Origin of the sequence: Micromonospora tulbaghiae, assembly GCF_900091605.1 — a bacterium.
GTDB lineage: Bacteria > Actinomycetota > Actinomycetes > Mycobacteriales > Micromonosporaceae > Micromonospora > Micromonospora tulbaghiae.
The window spans coordinates 214,224-229,488 of the sequence record NZ_FMCQ01000007.1 but is presented as its reverse complement, the minus strand read 5'-3'; the positions used below and the strand labels follow the sequence as shown (position 1 = coordinate 229,488).

Annotated in this window: 11 protein-coding genes; 7 read left to right on the top strand and 4 right to left on the bottom strand. The window is 72.1% G+C overall.

Going from position 1 to position 15,265, the window contains the following annotated elements:
- Positions 1 to 6: 6 nt before the first annotated feature.
- The 4 genes from GA0070562_RS21160 to GA0070562_RS21145 all read right to left on the bottom strand — a co-directional run bounded on the left by GA0070562_RS21160 (position 7) and on the right by GA0070562_RS21145 (position 4,389).
- Positions 7 to 1,536, bottom strand: coding sequence for a family 43 glycosylhydrolase (locus GA0070562_RS21160; protein WP_091425012.1), 1,530 nt, complete (start codon positions 1,534 to 1,536; stop codon positions 7 to 9).
- Between the two features lie 23 nt (positions 1,537 to 1,559).
- Positions 1,560 to 3,011, bottom strand: a complete 1,452-nt coding sequence (locus tag GA0070562_RS21155) for a family 43 glycosylhydrolase (protein ID WP_091425010.1) — start codon at positions 3,009 to 3,011, stop codon at positions 1,560 to 1,562.
- A gap of 129 nt (positions 3,012 to 3,140) precedes the next feature.
- Positions 3,141 to 3,581: an OsmC family protein gene (locus tag GA0070562_RS21150; protein ID WP_091425008.1), complete on the bottom strand. Its 441-nt coding sequence runs from the start codon at positions 3,579 to 3,581 to the stop codon at positions 3,141 to 3,143.
- Positions 3,574 to 4,389, bottom strand: coding sequence for a TIGR02452 family protein (locus GA0070562_RS21145; RefSeq protein WP_091425005.1), 816 nt, complete (start codon positions 4,387 to 4,389; stop codon positions 3,574 to 3,576). The genes GA0070562_RS21150 and GA0070562_RS21145 overlap by 8 nt, the downstream gene beginning before the upstream one ends.
- Before the next feature lie 217 nt (positions 4,390 to 4,606).
- On the opposite strand from GA0070562_RS21145, the gene GA0070562_RS21140 reads away from it, so the two are divergent.
- The 7 genes from GA0070562_RS21140 (at position 4,607) to GA0070562_RS21110 (ending at position 15,245) form a co-directional block, all read left to right on the top strand.
- A complete protein-coding gene (locus GA0070562_RS21140; RefSeq protein WP_254663843.1) occupies positions 4,607 to 5,716 on the top strand; it encodes a carboxypeptidase-like regulatory domain-containing protein in 1,110 nt (369 codons plus the stop codon).
- A gap of 550 nt (positions 5,717 to 6,266) precedes the next feature.
- Entirely contained in the window at positions 6,267 to 6,917 is a 651-nt protein-coding gene (locus tag GA0070562_RS21135) for a transaldolase family protein (protein ID WP_091425001.1), read from the top strand.
- Between the two features lie 27 nt (positions 6,918 to 6,944).
- Positions 6,945 to 7,649: an HAD family hydrolase gene (locus tag GA0070562_RS21130; protein WP_091424999.1), complete on the top strand. Its 705-nt coding sequence runs from the start codon at positions 6,945 to 6,947 to the stop codon at positions 7,647 to 7,649.
- A gap of 82 nt (positions 7,650 to 7,731) precedes the next feature.
- The gene (locus tag GA0070562_RS21125) at positions 7,732 to 9,435 is read left to right on the top strand and encodes a class II aldolase/adducin family protein (RefSeq protein ID WP_091424996.1); all 1,704 of its coding nucleotides are present in this window, start codon (positions 7,732 to 7,734) and stop codon (positions 9,433 to 9,435) included.
- On the top strand, positions 9,432 to 12,869 hold the full coding sequence (locus GA0070562_RS21120) for a DUF4915 domain-containing protein (protein ID WP_091424994.1): 3,438 nt from the start codon (positions 9,432 to 9,434) through the stop codon (positions 12,867 to 12,869). The genes GA0070562_RS21125 and GA0070562_RS21120 overlap by 4 nt, the downstream gene beginning before the upstream one ends.
- Positions 12,862 to 14,271 (top strand): glycosyltransferase, encoded by a 1,410-nt coding sequence (locus tag GA0070562_RS21115; RefSeq protein ID WP_091424991.1) that lies wholly within the window; start codon positions 12,862 to 12,864, stop codon positions 14,269 to 14,271. The genes GA0070562_RS21120 and GA0070562_RS21115 overlap by 8 nt, the downstream gene beginning before the upstream one ends.
- Complete coding sequence (locus tag GA0070562_RS21110; RefSeq protein WP_091424989.1) at positions 14,271 to 15,245, top strand: aldo/keto reductase; 975 nt, start codon at positions 14,271 to 14,273, stop codon at positions 15,243 to 15,245. Before GA0070562_RS21115 ends, GA0070562_RS21110 begins: the two co-directional genes overlap by 1 nt.
- Positions 15,246 to 15,265: the final 20 nt, after the last annotated feature.

Here is a 15,265-nt window from a genome sequence, read left to right as displayed (position 1 = left end):
GGTCGCCTACTCCAGGTGGAAGGTGGCGGCGCCCCGGTCCGCGCCGGTGCCCACCGTTTCGAGCTGGAGCAGTCCGTCCCGATGGCGGACGTACCGGCCGGGGTAGTTCTGCGACTCCAGCGAGAGCCCTTCGGCGGCGGCCAGCCCCGGGCGGCGCTGGAAGCTCGCGTCGCCGTCGAACAGGGTCGAGCCGTCGTCGCGTTCGACGTAGAGAGCGAAGGCCCGGTGACGCAGGTAGTAGCCGGGGAAGTTCGTCGACTCCAGCGAGACCGATCCGGCGCCGGCGAGGCCGGGGACGATGCGGAACTGCGAGTCGGCGAGGTTCGTGACGTTCGGCTCGACCCGGGCCCGGTAGTCGTAGTGCCGGATGTAGCTCGCGGTCAGATCGTGTGAGCGCAACCGGACCGGGGTGGCTCCGTCGGGTACGGGGATGCCGAGGTTCGGGGTGCCGTCGGCGTTCCAGTACAGCTTCTGGATCCGGGTCCGCCGGTTCGGGTCGTCGAGCGGGTCGCCGCTGATGTCCCGGTAGTTGCGATCGTGGTAGACCAGGATGTCGCTCTGCCCGTCCTCGGAGACGGTGAAGGAGTTGTGGCCGGGGCCGTACTGGCCGGTGGCGGCGTTGCTGACGAACACCGGAGTGGGGCTCTTGCTCCAGGAGGCGGCGTCGAGCAGGTTCGCGCCGGCCGACGCGGTGAGCATGCCGAGGCAGTAGTTCGCGTCGGTGGCGCTGGCCGAGTACGTGAGGAAGACCCGGCCGTTGCGCTGGATCACCGCCGGTCCCTCGGCCACCCGGTAGCCGCGGGTCTCCCAGTCGTACGCCGGTACGACCAGCCGGGCCACCGGGCCGTTGATCTGCCACGGCTCGGCGCCCATCCGGGCGAGGTAGACGTTGGAGTTGGTGGAGATGCCCGGCTCCTGCTGGGCCCAGGTCAGATACCGCACCCCGTTCACCACGAACGTCGAGGCGTCCAGACTGAACGTGTCCCACGGCGTGGTGATCCGGCCGCGTTCGGTCCACGAGCCGGTCAGCGGGTTGGCGCCGGCGTTCTCCAGCACGTACATCCGGATCCGCCACACGTCGTCGGTCCGCCCGGCGGCGAAGTAGACGTACCACCTGCCGCCTATGAAGTGGATCTCCGGGGCCCAGATGTGGGCGCCCATCTCGCCGCTGGTGTGCCGGCGCCAGATCGTCGTCTCGGCGGCGGTGGCCAGCCCTTGCAGCGTGGTGGCCCGCCGCAGCACGATCCGGTCGTACTGCGGCGCCGTCGCGGTCATGTAGTAGTAGCCGTCGGTGTGCCGGACGATGTGCGGGTCGGCCCGCTGGTTCACCAGCGGGTTGGTGTAGCTCACCGCGGGCGCCGCCTGCGCGGGGCCGGGCACGGCGAGGCCGGCCGAGGTGGTGAGCAGCGCGAGCGCCGCGGCCAGGATCGGCCGCAGACGCCGGCGGGCCGGTTCGACGGTACGGGCCGAGCCGTCGGTCCGGGCCGGTTCGCCGGTACGGCGGCGGGCCGGGTGGAGAAAGTGCCGAGGCGACATCTGCGCCCTCCCAGGTGGCCGGTTCAGTACACGTAGGGCCAGGCAGCGGCGTCGTAGCCGATGCGGTTGACGCCGAGCAGCGACGCGCCGTCGTCGGCGTAGTAGTGGTAGAAGAGGACGTCGCCGTCGGTGTCCGCGAGGACGGCCTGGTGGCCGGGGCCGTGCACGCTGCCGTGCGAGGCCAGGATCTGCGTGCCGCCCCCGGCGAGCATGTCCCGGCCCGCGCGGTCCACGAACGGCCCGGTCGGGCTCGCCGAACGACCGACCATGATCCGGTACGTGCTGGCGGCGCCCTGGCAGCAGCGGTCGAACGAGACGTACAGGTAGTACCAGGAGCCGCGCTTGACCAGGATCGGCGCCTCGATGCCGGGGCCGTAGGCGGCCACGCTGTGCATGGTGCTGCCGAGCCGGCGTCCGGTGGACGGGTCGATCGGGATCATCTTGATGCCGGACCAGAACGAGCCGAAGCTGAGCCACCAGCGGCCCTGGTCGTCGACGGTGAGGTTGGGGTCGATGGCGTTGAAGTCGTCAGTGGTCCGCGACTCGACGACCAGTCCCTCGTGGGTCCAGCTCCCGGAGTTGCCGGTGGGGCTGGTGGCCAGGAAGATCGCCGAGCGGTTGGAGCCGAACGTCGACGCCGAGTAGTACAGGTGGTAACGCCCGTTGCGGTACGACAGGTCGGGGGCCCACAGGTTGCGGGCGCCGCCGGTGTACGTGGTGGTCCACGGCGCGCCACCGGGGAAGACGGCGCCCGCGTTGCGGAAGGTGACCCGGTCGGCGGAGGTCTTCAGCGCGACGTTGTCACCGGTGTGCGCGACGAGGTAGGTGCCGTCGGGCCGCTTGACCACCGTCGGGTCGTGGACGCCGACGTCGCCGGACACCCGGCCGGGCTGCGGGTAGGCCGGCGCCGGGGTGGTGGGCGCCGGGGTGGGCGTGCCGCCGCCCAGCCGGATCAGCTGCCACTGCTGGTTGGCGCCGTCGAGATCGGCGTAGCCGGCCAGCCGGCCACCGTCGGCGGTCGACCACTGCCACACGTCGACGACCTTGTTCCACTGCCGGTTCACGAACCGCACGAACCCGCCCGCGGAGTCCTGCAACCGGAACTGCTGGGTGGCCGACGAGCGGTCGGTGCTCTGCACGAGCTGGGTGCCGTCGCCGCCGGCCGGCAACTCCAGCACCTTCCCGCTGTGCCGGGACCGCACCTTGTGGAACCCGCCGCCGGCGTCCACGAACTGCCACTGCTGCACCGCGAGGTCGTTGCGCGTCCACTGGTTCACCGGCGCGTTCTCCGCCGTCGACCAGTCGTACAGGTCCATCGCCTTGCCGCTGTGCCGGTTCACGACCACGTACGACGCGGACGTGTCGACGGTCGCCGCCGACGCCGGGGGCGTCCCGGCCACCACCCCCGCGGCGAGGACCAGTGCCGCCGACACCACGACCGCCGCCGTACGCGTCCTCCGAGCGGTCCCTGTCACCGAGAACCTCCTGCGCCTGGTCGTCACCGGCCGGCCGCGGCGGCTCGCCCCACCCGTGACGCTCGTGGCAACGGCATTACCTTCAAGTTACGGCAATGTTCTCGTTAACATAGACAGGTGTCAAGGTAATCAGTCCGGGGTAGCCGTCGCCTCCACGATGGAGACGGGCGTGCCCAGCTCCACCGTCCGGGACACGGTGCAGAGCCGGTCGTGCGACTGCCGCAGGGAACGTGGCAGCACCTCGCGGGCCCGGTCACCGTCCGCGCCGTCCGGGAACGTCACCGCGAACGTGACGGTGAGGTTCTCCATCCGGTTCCCGGCCTCCGGGTCACGGATCTTGTCGCCGCTCACCGTGACGGCGAAGCGGGTCGGTTCGGCGCGCCGGCTGGTCACGTGGTCGACGTCCACAGCGGTGCAGCCGCCGAGGGCCGCCAGCAGCAGTTCCACGGGCGTGAAGGTCGCGTCCTCCCCCGTACCCATCGCGAACTCGCCGCCACGGGCGTTGCGCGCCACGTATCTGCCCACGCTGGTGCGCTCGATCTCCACCGACCGGAAGGTGTCGTCACTCATGGGACGAACCTACCGAAAAGCGTTCCGCGAACGTGCGGTACACCGGTGTGCCCGGCAGCCCGTCGCGAACGGCGAACACCACGACGTCGAACCGGTCGACCACCCGGAGCGCGTCGGCGAACGCGCCCGCCACCGTGGCCGGGTCGTTCCGGAACACCCCGCACCCCCACGCGCCCAGCACCAGGGTCCGGTGCCCGTGCGCGGCCGCCACCTCCAGCACCCGCCGGGCACGCCGCGCCAGCACCGCCGGCACATCGGCGGCGTGGTCCGGCTGGTTGCGCATGATCGCGCCCAGGTTGGGCGCCGCCGCGGTCAGGAAGGACGGGGTGTACGGCCGGTCGAGCAGGTTGCCCTTGTCGTCGCGGAACACCGGCACGCCCGGGGAGTGGACGACCCGGTCGCTGTACCGCAGGTCCCGCTGCGCCCGGTGGAAGGCGTAGAAGTCCGGCGCCGCGAGCAGGCACGGGTGGAGCGCCGACGAGCGGGCGATGCTCTCCTCCTGCGCCTGCGCCCCGCCCAGGAACCCGCCACCCGGGTTCTTCGCCGACGCGAACACCAGACACGCCGCGCCGGACCCGAGCCGGTGGGCGGCCTGCAACGTCGACTCGTACGTCACCTCCACGGCGCCGGCGCCCGGCTGCGCGCCATCGAGGTGGAGGACTTCGTCCGGCAGGTGCTCGCGAGTGCCGGCGACCGCGGCGCGTACCGCCGCCCCGATCTCGACGTCGTCGCCGGCGTCGTTGCGATAGCGTCCGGCTTCGCCGATCGCGACCGTCTGCCGGGCGATCTCGCGGAGACGGCCGCTCATCCGGCATACCCGTCGATGTCGTGCATGATCGGCAATCTAGGCAGGCCCACCCGCGGCGGGCAACCGATTAGTGGCCGCCGGCCGACCCCGCGGGCGTTGACCGGGTCCACCCGAGACGCTGCGAGCGGAGCGGGTCGCGCAACCCGTCCCGCACAGGGCATAGTGGCCCGCGGCTCCATCGACCGATGTTGCCCGCTCTCGGCGAAGGTGGTGGGAAGTGACGACGCGCTCACGTGTCCGATGGGCCCGGGCGGCCGCACTGGCCACGCTGGCCGGCGGGACGCTCGCGGCGCCGGCGGCACCGGCGACCGCCGCGCCGGAGACGGTGAGCATCCTGAGCGTGTCGGCGGAGAACGTGAAACCCCGCGAGACGGTGCGCGTGCAGTTCCGCGTCACCAACAGCGGACGCCGGGCCGAGACGGCCGTCGTGGTGGTCGGCGGCGGCCTGCGGTGCACCGCCGGCTGCCGGGCGGAGCCGAAGCTCGGTCCCGGCCAGAGCCAGACCTTCGACGCGACGCTCGTCGCCCCGGAGGCCCGCCCGGGCGAGACCACCGGTCTCAACATCTCGATCGGTGTGCGGCTCGCCGGGCAGAACAGCTACGCCTACAAGATGGTCTACGTCCACGGCGCGGGTGCCTCGCCCACCGGCGGGGCCGCACCGGCGGCCGGGGTGAGTGGGGTCTCCGGCCGGGTCCGCGACGCCGACGGAAAGGCGATCGGCGGCGCGGACCTGACCATCCAGGACAGCGCCGGTCACGAGTACCGGACGACCAGCAACCGCAGCGGCCAGTTCTCGATCACCTCCAAGGCCGGCCGGACGATCGCCGAGGGATCCATCACGGTCCGCGCGTCCATGGACGGCTACCGCACCGCCCGCGCGACCGTGCGGGGCAGGGCCGGTGACGTCGCGACCGTGCGACTGACCCTCTCCGCGGTGGCGTCGCCCACCACGACCCCGCCGTCGCCCACCGCGGAGGCGAGCCCTCTCGCCGCGGCGGCCGAGGACGCCGTCCCCGGGGCGACGCCGCCCACGTTCACGGCCGCCAGTGACGAGGGCGGCAGCACGTCGATGTTCCTCCTGGGCGGCCTGCTGGTCGCCGCGGGCCTGGGCGCGCTCGCACTGGTGCTGGTGCGGCGGAGGAACGCACCGAGTGCGGAGGCGGAGGCGGCCGCTCCCCCGGCGGCCTGGCTGCCGGCGCCGCCCGCGGGGAGCATGGCCGATGCTCCGACGGCGATCCTGCACACCGGGCCGGCCGCCGGCGGCTCCCCGCACTCGTACGGCACGTCCCCGCAGGGCGGCGGCCACCAGCACGGCTACCGAGGCTGATCGTCGCCGGCCGGGGACTCGCTCCGGTGGCGGCCACTGTACCGGTCGAGTAGGCTCGGGCTATACCGGTCCAGGAGCCTGCCCATTCTCGTTGAGAAGTCTCCTCCGATGAGCCCTCTCACGGAGCCGTCGCCACATCGATACCAGCGACGGCCAACCTCCGATAATGGCGATCCGCGATTCCGCGCGCTCCATGACCACAAGGCTCTCCCGCCAATTCCGTGACCTCCTGACGCGCCCAGGATCGTTTACGGACTTTTAACCGAGCGCCCTACGGGCCGCGCTTTCCGAACCGATCGGCACCTCCCGACGACGCACCTCCTCGCTGGCCTGATGCCTGCCCAGGGCCGCCTTGCCCGTCCGGGCGACCGAGGACGTAAAACCGGGTTTCGGATCTGTTAACAGCTCGCGCTCACGCCACCGATTCACATCTTTGAAGATCAGCATGCGCCGATGAAGCGTTGCAGGCCCTCCGGCCACATGCTCTACTGAGCGCAGCCTCAGGCTGAAATCCTGTCGACGAATACCTTCTTACCGGAAGGATAGTGCTTTGACGTCTGTCTATCTGGATTCCGGCGACTCCGAGCAGATACGGGCAGCCGCCGAGGACGGTCTCATCAGAGGTTTCACGACCAATCCCACGCTGCTGCGGCAGGTGACCGACGATCCGCTCCGTCACTGCTCCGAGCTTCTCGGCAAGTACGACCGGCTGGAGGTCTTCTACCAGCCGACCGGGGCGTACGGAGACCTCGAGGCGGAGAGCTGGGCGGCCTGGCGGCTGGACCCGCAGCGGATGACGCTGAAGCTGATGTCGACACCTTCCGGCATCGCGCTGGCCCGCCGGCTCGCCGACGGTGGCGCGCAGGTGGCGCTCACCGCCGCCCAGAGTTCGACCGTCATGATCGTCGCCGAGGCGATCGGGTGCGAGGCGGTCATCCCGTACGTCGACCGAGCCTGGCGGGACCAGCGCACCGAGAGCCACCTGGTGCGCTCGCTGGCGCAGGTACGCCACGGCAACACCCGGATCATCGCCGCCTCGGTGAAGAACGCCGGCCAGTTCGTGCAGGCGTACCGCGACGGCGCCGACGCCGTCACCGCGCCACTGGACGTCCTGCGTGCCGTGACCGCCGACGCGGCCGCGATCGAGGCGGAACAGGCGTTCACCGCCGAGTACGCCGACACCGCGTTGCCGCTGCCCTGACCGTCTCCGAGAGCGGGGGAGAGAGAAGTGCCGAAGCATGCGTACGAAGCCGTCCTGTTCGACATGGACGGCGTGGTGGTGGACACCGAACGGACGGTGGCCGCGTTCTGGCGACTCCTCGCCGCCGAGCACGGCTTCACCATCAGCGACGAGGAACTGGAGGAGCACGTGTTCGGCCGGCACGCCGACCACACCCTCAAGGTGCTCTTCCCGGCGATCCCGGTCGCCGAACACGGACCGGTGTACGAACGGCTTCGGGTCAACGACCAGACGCTGCGCTACGCGGAGATACCGGGGGCGACCCGCCTGATCGGCGAGCTGCGCGCCGCCGACGTGCCGGTCGCCCTGGTCACCGGCGCGCAGGACTGGAAGGCCACAGCCGTCCTCGCCCAGTTGGGTCTGGCCGCCTCCTTCGACGTCCAGATCCGCGCCGACGACATCGCCGTCGGCAAGCCGGATCCGGGCTGTTACCGGCTCGCGGCTCGGCGCCTGGGCGTCGACATCACCCGCTGTGTGATCTTCGAGGACGCCTTCAGCGGAGTGGCCGCGGCGGTGTCCGCCGACGGCACCTGCGTCGCGATCGGCCCGGCAGTCCGGGCGAGCCGGCTCACCGCCATCGGGGCACTCACCGTCGTACCCGACCTCCGGCAGACCCGCTACGAGCCGGGCCGGTTGCGCGTCGACCCGCTGACCGAGCTGCCCTTCACCCAGGTCCGCGCGCGTACGCCCTGATCCGGCACACCGGCTCCACGCCTCCCCCCTTTCCACCGGCGGCGTCGCCCGCCGTGGAACCACCCTGCCCGGAAGGGGCGACATGTCCAGTCTGATCAATGTGCCGACGACGCGCGCGGCATCCTCGCCCGGCGCCGTCGCCGGTTCACCCACCGACGAGGTCCTGCGCCGGTCCCACCTGGTCGGCGGGAACCTGACGCTGACCCGGGCCGGCGGCGGGAACTTCTCCGCCAAGGGTGTCGTCGGCGACGTTCCGGTGCTGTGGATGAGTTCCTGGGGCTGCGACGGCGCCGCCACCACGGCCGAGGACTTCCCCGCGCTGCGCCTGGACGATCTGCTCGAACTGCGCCACGCCGTACCCCTGGACGGTCCCGCCATGGTGGAGCGGATCGCCGCCACCGCGCTGACCGCCGACCAGCGACCGCCCGGCATCGAGACGCTCACCCACGCCTTCCTCCCGGCGGCACACGTCGACCACTGCCATCCCGACGCCGTCATCTCGTTGACCTGCATTCCCGACGGTCGCGAGCGGGCTGCCGCCGAGTTCGGCGACGAGGCGATCTGGTTCGACTACCGGCAGTTCGACATGGGCGTGGCGCAGGAGCTGGCCGACCGGGTCGCCGCGCAGCCCGGCTGCCGGTTCGTCCTGCTCGCCAACCACGGCATCTTCACCTGGGCCGACACCAGTGACCAGTGCTACCGCAACTCGCTCGAAGCGGTGGCCCGGGCCCGGCGGGCCCTCGGCGCCGCCGCGCGCGGACGGCCGGGGGACCTCGGCGGGTCCGCCGTGCGGCCGCTGGTCGCCGACCAGGCGGACGACCTGCTCGACGAACTGCTCCCGGTCCTGCGGGGCGCCATGCGTGAGGACCGGCGTGGCATCGTCCTGAGCACCGACACGAGCCCGGACGCCGTCCGGTTCGTCTCCTCCGTACGCGGGCCGGAACTCACCCAGGCCGGGCCGGGTTGTCCCGACTCGCTGGTGACTGTCGGCTACCGTCCCCTCGCCCTCACCCCCACCGACCTGACCGCTGAGGGGGTGCGAGGCGCGATCAGGCGCTACCGCAGCGCGTACGCCGCGATGTTCGAACGTCACGCCGACGCGGCGGCCCGCCGGCACGGTCCCCGCCGTGACCTGCCCCGGGTGGTGCTGCTGCCCGGGCTCGGCGTGGTGGCCGGGGGCGCCGACCCGGCGCAGGCGGCCATCTGCGCCGAGCACTTCGCCCAGACCCGTTCGGTGATCGAAGCCGCAGACGCGGCCGGGGGCTACCGGAGCCTCACCGAACGGCAGGGCATCGCCGACGAGTACTGGCCGCTGATGCGGTTGAAGCCGCTGTTGCGGACGGCACCGGGCCGGCTGGCGGGCTCGGTCGTACTCGTCGCCGGTGCGACGGAGGCGACCGGCCGGGTCGTCGCCGATCTGCACGCCGCCGGCGCGAACGTCGCCCTGGCCGGCGGTGGCGAGCCGTCGCGGCCGGACGTCGTACACCTCCGAGCGCGACTGTCCGCTCCCGACGCGGTCGTCCGCGAGGCGGTGCGCGCCTTCGGCGGCTTCGACGTACTCGTCGATCTCACCGGCGTCGACGACCGCCTGCTCCACGCGGCCGCGGCGGTCTTCGCCCGCCAGGGCACCCCCGGAATCTTCTGCACGGCCGAACCCACCGGTGGCCGTGTGTACGACGGCGAGCACGTCGACGTGCTCGTCGAGGAGGACCTCAGCATGGTCGCCGAACGAATCATCGTCGCGGCCACAGAACCCCCACAGGGGAGTACGGAGGATGCGTCGTGACCGAGAAGACCTACGACACCTGGTCGGGAACACGGGACCTGTTACCGCCGGGGCATGTGCTGCTCAGCTCGTGCTTCGACGCCCACCACACCATCGGTGGCGGCCTGTTCTCGATCGGCAAGACGGTCGAGGTGATCGACCGTGTGTCCAGTACGGGCATGTGTGCCGACGACTCGCTGCTCTACCGGTGCCTGTGGAGCGCCGAGGGCAGCCCTGCCGAACTGGTCGCGTACGACAGCGCCGGGGTGCGGCGGTACCAGCGGCTCGACGACGTCTCCACGCCGCACGACATCCTCTGCGTGAACGACCAGGTGCTGGTGGTCGCCACCACCCAGAACGAGGTGCAGTCGATAGGCCGCGACGGCGAGGTGCTGTGGCGCTGGCGGGCTCCGGGTGAGCCGGACAGCTGGCACCTCAACAGCCTGGCCCGGTACGGCGACCGGATCGTCGTCTCCGGTTTCGGACCGTTCCTGCGGCGACGCGGGTGGGACGAGAACGGCAAGCCCTCCACCGGCAGGGTGGTCGCGCTCGACACGGGTGAGCCCCTGCTCAGCGGCTTCCGAGCGCCGCACCATCCGCACTACTCCGACGGGATGTGGCTGGTGTGCGACTCGGCCGCCGGAGAACTCGTCGAACTGCCCGACTCCATCCGGCGTCCCACCCGCCGGCTGCCCCTGCCGGGCTGGCCACGTGGCCTCGCCGTCACCCCGGATCACCTGTACGTCGGCATCAGCCCGCACCGGTACCTGGACTCCTCCGTCGACACCGCGGCGGTGGCGGTCGTCGACCGGGCGCAGTGGAGGGTCCTCGGCGTCATCAAGCTGCCCGCGCGGGAGATCTACTCGCTGGCCGTCGTCCCGGAGGCCCTCGCCGAGGGCGCCCGTCACGGCTTCAACGCCAACAACACCCGGACACACGAGCAGGGCCAGCGCCAGTTGTTCGACCAGCTCGGCAAGCAGCCGCGGCAGCTCTGGGCGGTCGGCGACCACCTCCGCGAGGAGGAGTGCCGGATCACCGTCACGCCCGAGGAGCCGATCTACGAGGAGATCGAGGCGGGCAGCCTGCTGAGCGTCGCCTGCCTGATCCAGAACACCGGCGCCGGGATGCTCACGCCGGCGCCGCCGAAGCCGGTCCGCGTGGTGTCCCGGTGGTACGACGCGGACGGCGAGCCGGTGCCGGGCGCGGTCGCCAAGTCCGCCCTGCCCCGGTCCCTGCCGCCGGAATCGGCGACCCGGGTGCTGGTCCGGGCACGTGTCCCGGAGGAGGCCGGGCGGTACCGGCTGCGGATCACCCTGGCGCAGGACGACGGTCTGGTCTTCGACGAGCTGCACGCGGACAACCTGACCGAGATCGAGTTCGACGTGGTGCCGGACGGCGTACGCGACGACGCGCTGGCCGAGTTCGGCCTGTACCCGTCGGAGGTCCGCGCCGCGCGGATGGCGAACACCGTCGAGGAGTTCCTGCACTCGCTGCTGCATCACCCCGACGGCGCGCCACGCGCGCTCAGCAGGGCGCTGATCGCCGACCGCGGTGCGGCGGCGTTCGGGGACGCGGTCGCCGCCGTCCTGGGTTGCTCCCCCGACTCCATCCGGTACGTGGTGAACCAGGCGCTGGACGGGACGAGCGACCTGACGCTCACCGGCGCCGAGGCGATCGCGCTGATGATGCACCGGCTCGGCGTCACCGTCGCCTTCACCTACGCCGGCACGTCCGAGCTGGCCCTGTGCGACGCCACTGCCCGGCTCGGCATCCTCCGCAACGGCAGAGGTGACCGGGAGAGTGTCTTCCAGGCCGCCGGCGCCAGCATGTTGCGACCCGGCCACGGTGCCGCCATCGTCCACGCGGCACGGGGTCTGACAAACGCTCTCGGCGCGGTCGGCGCGGCGCGCCGCAACGAGGTCGGCACTCTGGTGGTGGTCGGAATGCCGTCCACCGCCTCCGCGCCGTTCCTGCCTCCGCACGGCGAGCCGCGGCTCATCGAGGCATCCGGCGAGTTCGCCAAGGCCGCGTTCGAGCTGGGCCCGGTTCCCCCCGCCGACGCGCCGGACGAGCGGGCCGCCGCCGCGGCACACCTCGTCGACGTCCTCCACCAGGCCGACCTGGCGATCCGCCAGGCCCCGTGCGGACCGGTGCTGCTCGGGGTACCGCAGGACGTCGCGGAGAGCAGTTGGGTGCCACTGGAGCGTGTGCTGCAGTTCCGGCCGGCGGACCCGCACCGGCCGGTCGACCGGGACACCCTGCGGGAGGCCGCCGCCCGGCTGACCGGCGCCGGCCGCCCGGTCGTGCTGATCGACGACTACGCGCTCCGGCATGAGGGGATGCGGCCCGCGCTCGCCGCGTTCAGCAGGGCCACCGGCAGCGCGGTGCTTCAGGTCAAGTACCGGCGCGGCCCGATGCTCTTCGAACGCGTCGACGAGACGGAGGTGCCCGGCTTCGTCGGCTGGTACGACCCGAACGACCAGGCGCACCGGAGGATCATGGAAGCGACCGACATGATCGTCACGGTCGAGGACCGCAACATGTATCCCCGCGTCATCGGCGAGCTGCCGCCGGGACCGAAGATCGCCCTGACGTCCAAGCCCGCGGGCGTGCGCAAGAACGGCTACCTGACCGGCGACGACCTCCTCGTCGACGGTGACGTGGTCGGGTCGCTCCACGAGCTGGCCGCGGTGCTCGGTGACCGCAACGGGGCCCCGCGCTGGTACGCCGAGTCGGTCCGGGAGCCGTCCCCGCCGCGCCACGTGGTGCCGACGGCGGCCTTGACGGTCCGCGAAGGACTGGCCCGGGCCGTCACCGCGGTGGCCGGCGAGCAGGACCGCCCGGTCACGTTGGTCGACGACAGTCAGATGTTCGGCGGGCTGCTCGCCGAGGTCTACGACCTGCTGCCGGCCGGAGTCCGGGTGTTCGGCGACCACGGCGGCTTCGTGGGCGGCGGCACGGCCACGGCGACCGGCCTGGCCGTGGGCGAGGCCGGCGTGAGCGTCATCTGCACGGTCGGCGACCAGGGTCTCACCAACGGCATCCAGGGTCTGGTGTCAGCCGTGCAGGAGAACGCGCCGATCACGTTCGTGGTCTGCAACAACGGCGGCAGCGTGTCCCTGCGCAAGCAGTCGCGCGGACAGACGCTGCTGAACTCCGGCTTCCACCAGTACCTCGACAACGCCGCCGGGATGCGATACGCGGAGATCGCCGAGGTGCTGGGCATGCAGGCACGCCGGGTCGACCTGACGAACTGGCTGGACGGCGAGCACGCGGCGACGCGCCTGACCGACTTCCGGCAGGCCCTGTCGTCGGCCGTGAACCACGCCGGACCGTCGCTCATCGAACTGGTCCTGCCGTCGGACCCGGAGTTCTGGACCGGCGTCTGGATCACCGAGGGCTTCGAACCGCTGGCGAAGCCGGCGGTCAAGGTCGAGGACGGCGCCCATGCGTGAGGTGACTGTCGGTACCGCCGATCTCGCGGCGTACCAGCAGATTCTCGGCCCCGAGCGCAGCGCCGCGCTGCGCTCGGGCGCCGAGCGCCTCGCCGGCCTGCTGGGCGGGCGGACGGTGTGGAACGTGAACTCGACCGCCGCGGGGGGCGGCGTGGCCGAGCTGCTGCACTCCCTGGTCCCACTCGCGACGGCGCTGGGTCTCCCGGTCCGCTGGCTGGTGATCGACGGCGATCCGCGGTTCTTCGCCGTCACCAAGCGGCTCTGCACCCTGGTCTACGGTTCACCGGGCGACGGCGGCCCGACCGGGGAGCCGGAGCAGGAGCACTACCGCCGGGTGCTGCGGGCGAACTCCGAGGACCTCGCCGGCTTCGTACGCCCCGGCGACGTGGTCGTCGTGCACGAGGCGCAGCCTGCCGGCTTGGTGCCCGCCGTGGCGGAGATGGGCGCCCGGGTGGTCTACCGGGCGCACACCGGTTGCGACGTGCCGAACGAGAACACCGCGCGCGGCTGGGCCTTCCTCCGCCCGTACGTGGAGAAGGCCGACGCCTCGGTCTTCCTCATCGCCGATCACGTGCAGGGCTGGGCGCCGAACCCGCACGTGATCGCCCCCTCGATCGACCCCTGCTCGCCGAAGAACGTCACGCTGAGCCCGGCGGAGACCGTCGAGGTGCTGCGCGCGGCCGGCGTCCTGTCCGGTGGGAGCGGCAGGCCGGTCACCGTCTCCCGCGGCGGCCCGCCCATCGAGATACGGCACCCGGTGATCGCGGTCCGCGACGGCGCCCCGCCCGACGCGGGCGCGGCGATGGTCGTGCAGGTCTCGCGGTGGGACCGGCTCAAGGACATGGCCGGGGTCCTCCGGTCGTTCGTCGCCGCCGACGTGCCGGGCAGCTACCTCACCCTGGCCGGCTCGGATGTCACAGGCGTCTCGGACGACCCGGAGGCGGCCGAGATGTTCGACGAGTGCCGGCGCGAGTGGGCGCAGTTGCCGCAGCCGATCCGGGCCCGCGTGCAACTGCTGTGCCTGCCGATGACGGACATGCGGGAGAACGCGCTCGTGGTGAACGCGTTGCAGCAGCACGCGACGGTGGTGGTGCAGAAGAGCCTCGCCGAGGGCTTCGGGCTCACCGCCACCGAGGCGATGTGGAAGGCCCGGCCGGTACTCGCCAACGCGGTCGGCGGGCTGCGTACACAGGTCGTCCCGGACGAGTCCGGCCTACTGCTGGAGCCGTCCGACACGGCCGGCGCCGCCGCGTCGATCGCCCGCGTCCTCGGCGATCCGCAGCTCGCCGCACATCTCGGCGCCGGCGCCCGGCGCCGGGTGCGCGAGCACTACCTGCCGGACCGGCACCTGCTGCGGTGGGGCCGGCTGATCGAGAACCTGCTGCCGGAGGGAGGGCGCTGATGCGCCGGCTCGGCAAGAACGGACCCACCACCTTCGACCTCGGACTGGGCTGTATGGGCATGTCCCAGTTCTACGGCCCCGGCGACGACACCGAGTCCCTGCGGACCATCAACCGCGCCCTGGACCTGGGTGTCAACCTGCTGGACACCGCTGACATGTACGGCCCGTACACCAACGAGGAGCTGATCGGCCGGGTCCTGCGCACCCGCCGCGAGGAGGTGCTGGTCGCCACGAAGTTCGGCAACGTCAAGGACGACACCGGCCGGGTGGTCCGGGTCGACGGCACCCCGGAGTACGTGCGGCGGGCCTGCGAGGGATCCCTGCGGCGGCTCGGCGTCGACGTGATCGACATCTACTGCCAGCACCGGGTGGACCGCAACACCCCGATCGAGGAGACCTGGGGTGCGCTCGCCGAGCTGGTGGCCGAGGGCAAGGTCCGGTACCTGGCCATCTCCGAGGCCGCCGAGGACACGGTGCGCCGGGCGCACGCGGTGCACCCGGTGGCGGCGGTGCAGACGGAGTTCTCGCTGTTCAGCCGCGATCCGCAGCGTGGTCTGCTGCGCGCGCTGGACGACCTGGGGATCGGGTTCATCGCGTACGCGCCGCTGGGCCGCGGCCTGTTGTCCGGGCGGTACGACGCCGACGCCCGCTTCCCGGACGACGACTTCCGCAGCGGCCTGCCCCGGTTCACCGGTGAGAACCTGCGGCGCAACGCGGCGACGGTGCGGGGCATCCGGGAACTCGCCGATCGCCGCGGTCTCACAGTCGCGCAGCTCGCCCTGGCCTGGGTGCTGGCCCAGGGGCCGGACATCGTCCCGATCCCGGGAACGAAGACCGTCGGCCGGCTGGAGGAGAACATCGCGGCCGCCGACGTACGGCTGACCGACGAGGAGCTGGCGCTGCTCGACGGCATCGCACCGGTCGGCGCCGCCGCGGGTGACCGGTACCCGGACATGTCCGGCGTGGACATCTAGCGGCGCGACGGGAGATCGTC

Excerpts from the sequence above, each read along its gene's own strand:
- GA0070562_RS21160 (WP_091425012.1), bottom strand. The coding sequence starts at position 1,536 with ATGTCGCCTCGGCACTTTCTCCACCCGGCCCGCCGCCGTACCGGCGAA.
- GA0070562_RS21150 (WP_091425008.1), bottom strand. The coding sequence starts at position 3,581 with ATGAGTGACGACACCTTCCGGTCGGTGGAGATCGAGCGCACCAGCGTG.
- GA0070562_RS21145 (WP_091425005.1), bottom strand. The coding sequence starts at position 4,389 with ATGAGCGGCCGTCTCCGCGAGATCGCCCGGCAGACGGTCGCGATCGGC.
- GA0070562_RS21125 (WP_091424996.1), top strand. The coding sequence starts at position 7,732 with ATGTCCAGTCTGATCAATGTGCCGACGACGCGCGCGGCATCCTCGCCC.
- GA0070562_RS21115 (WP_091424991.1), top strand. The coding sequence starts at position 12,862 with ATGCGTGAGGTGACTGTCGGTACCGCCGATCTCGCGGCGTACCAGCAG.
- GA0070562_RS21110 (WP_091424989.1), top strand. The coding sequence starts at position 14,271 with ATGCGCCGGCTCGGCAAGAACGGACCCACCACCTTCGACCTCGGACTG.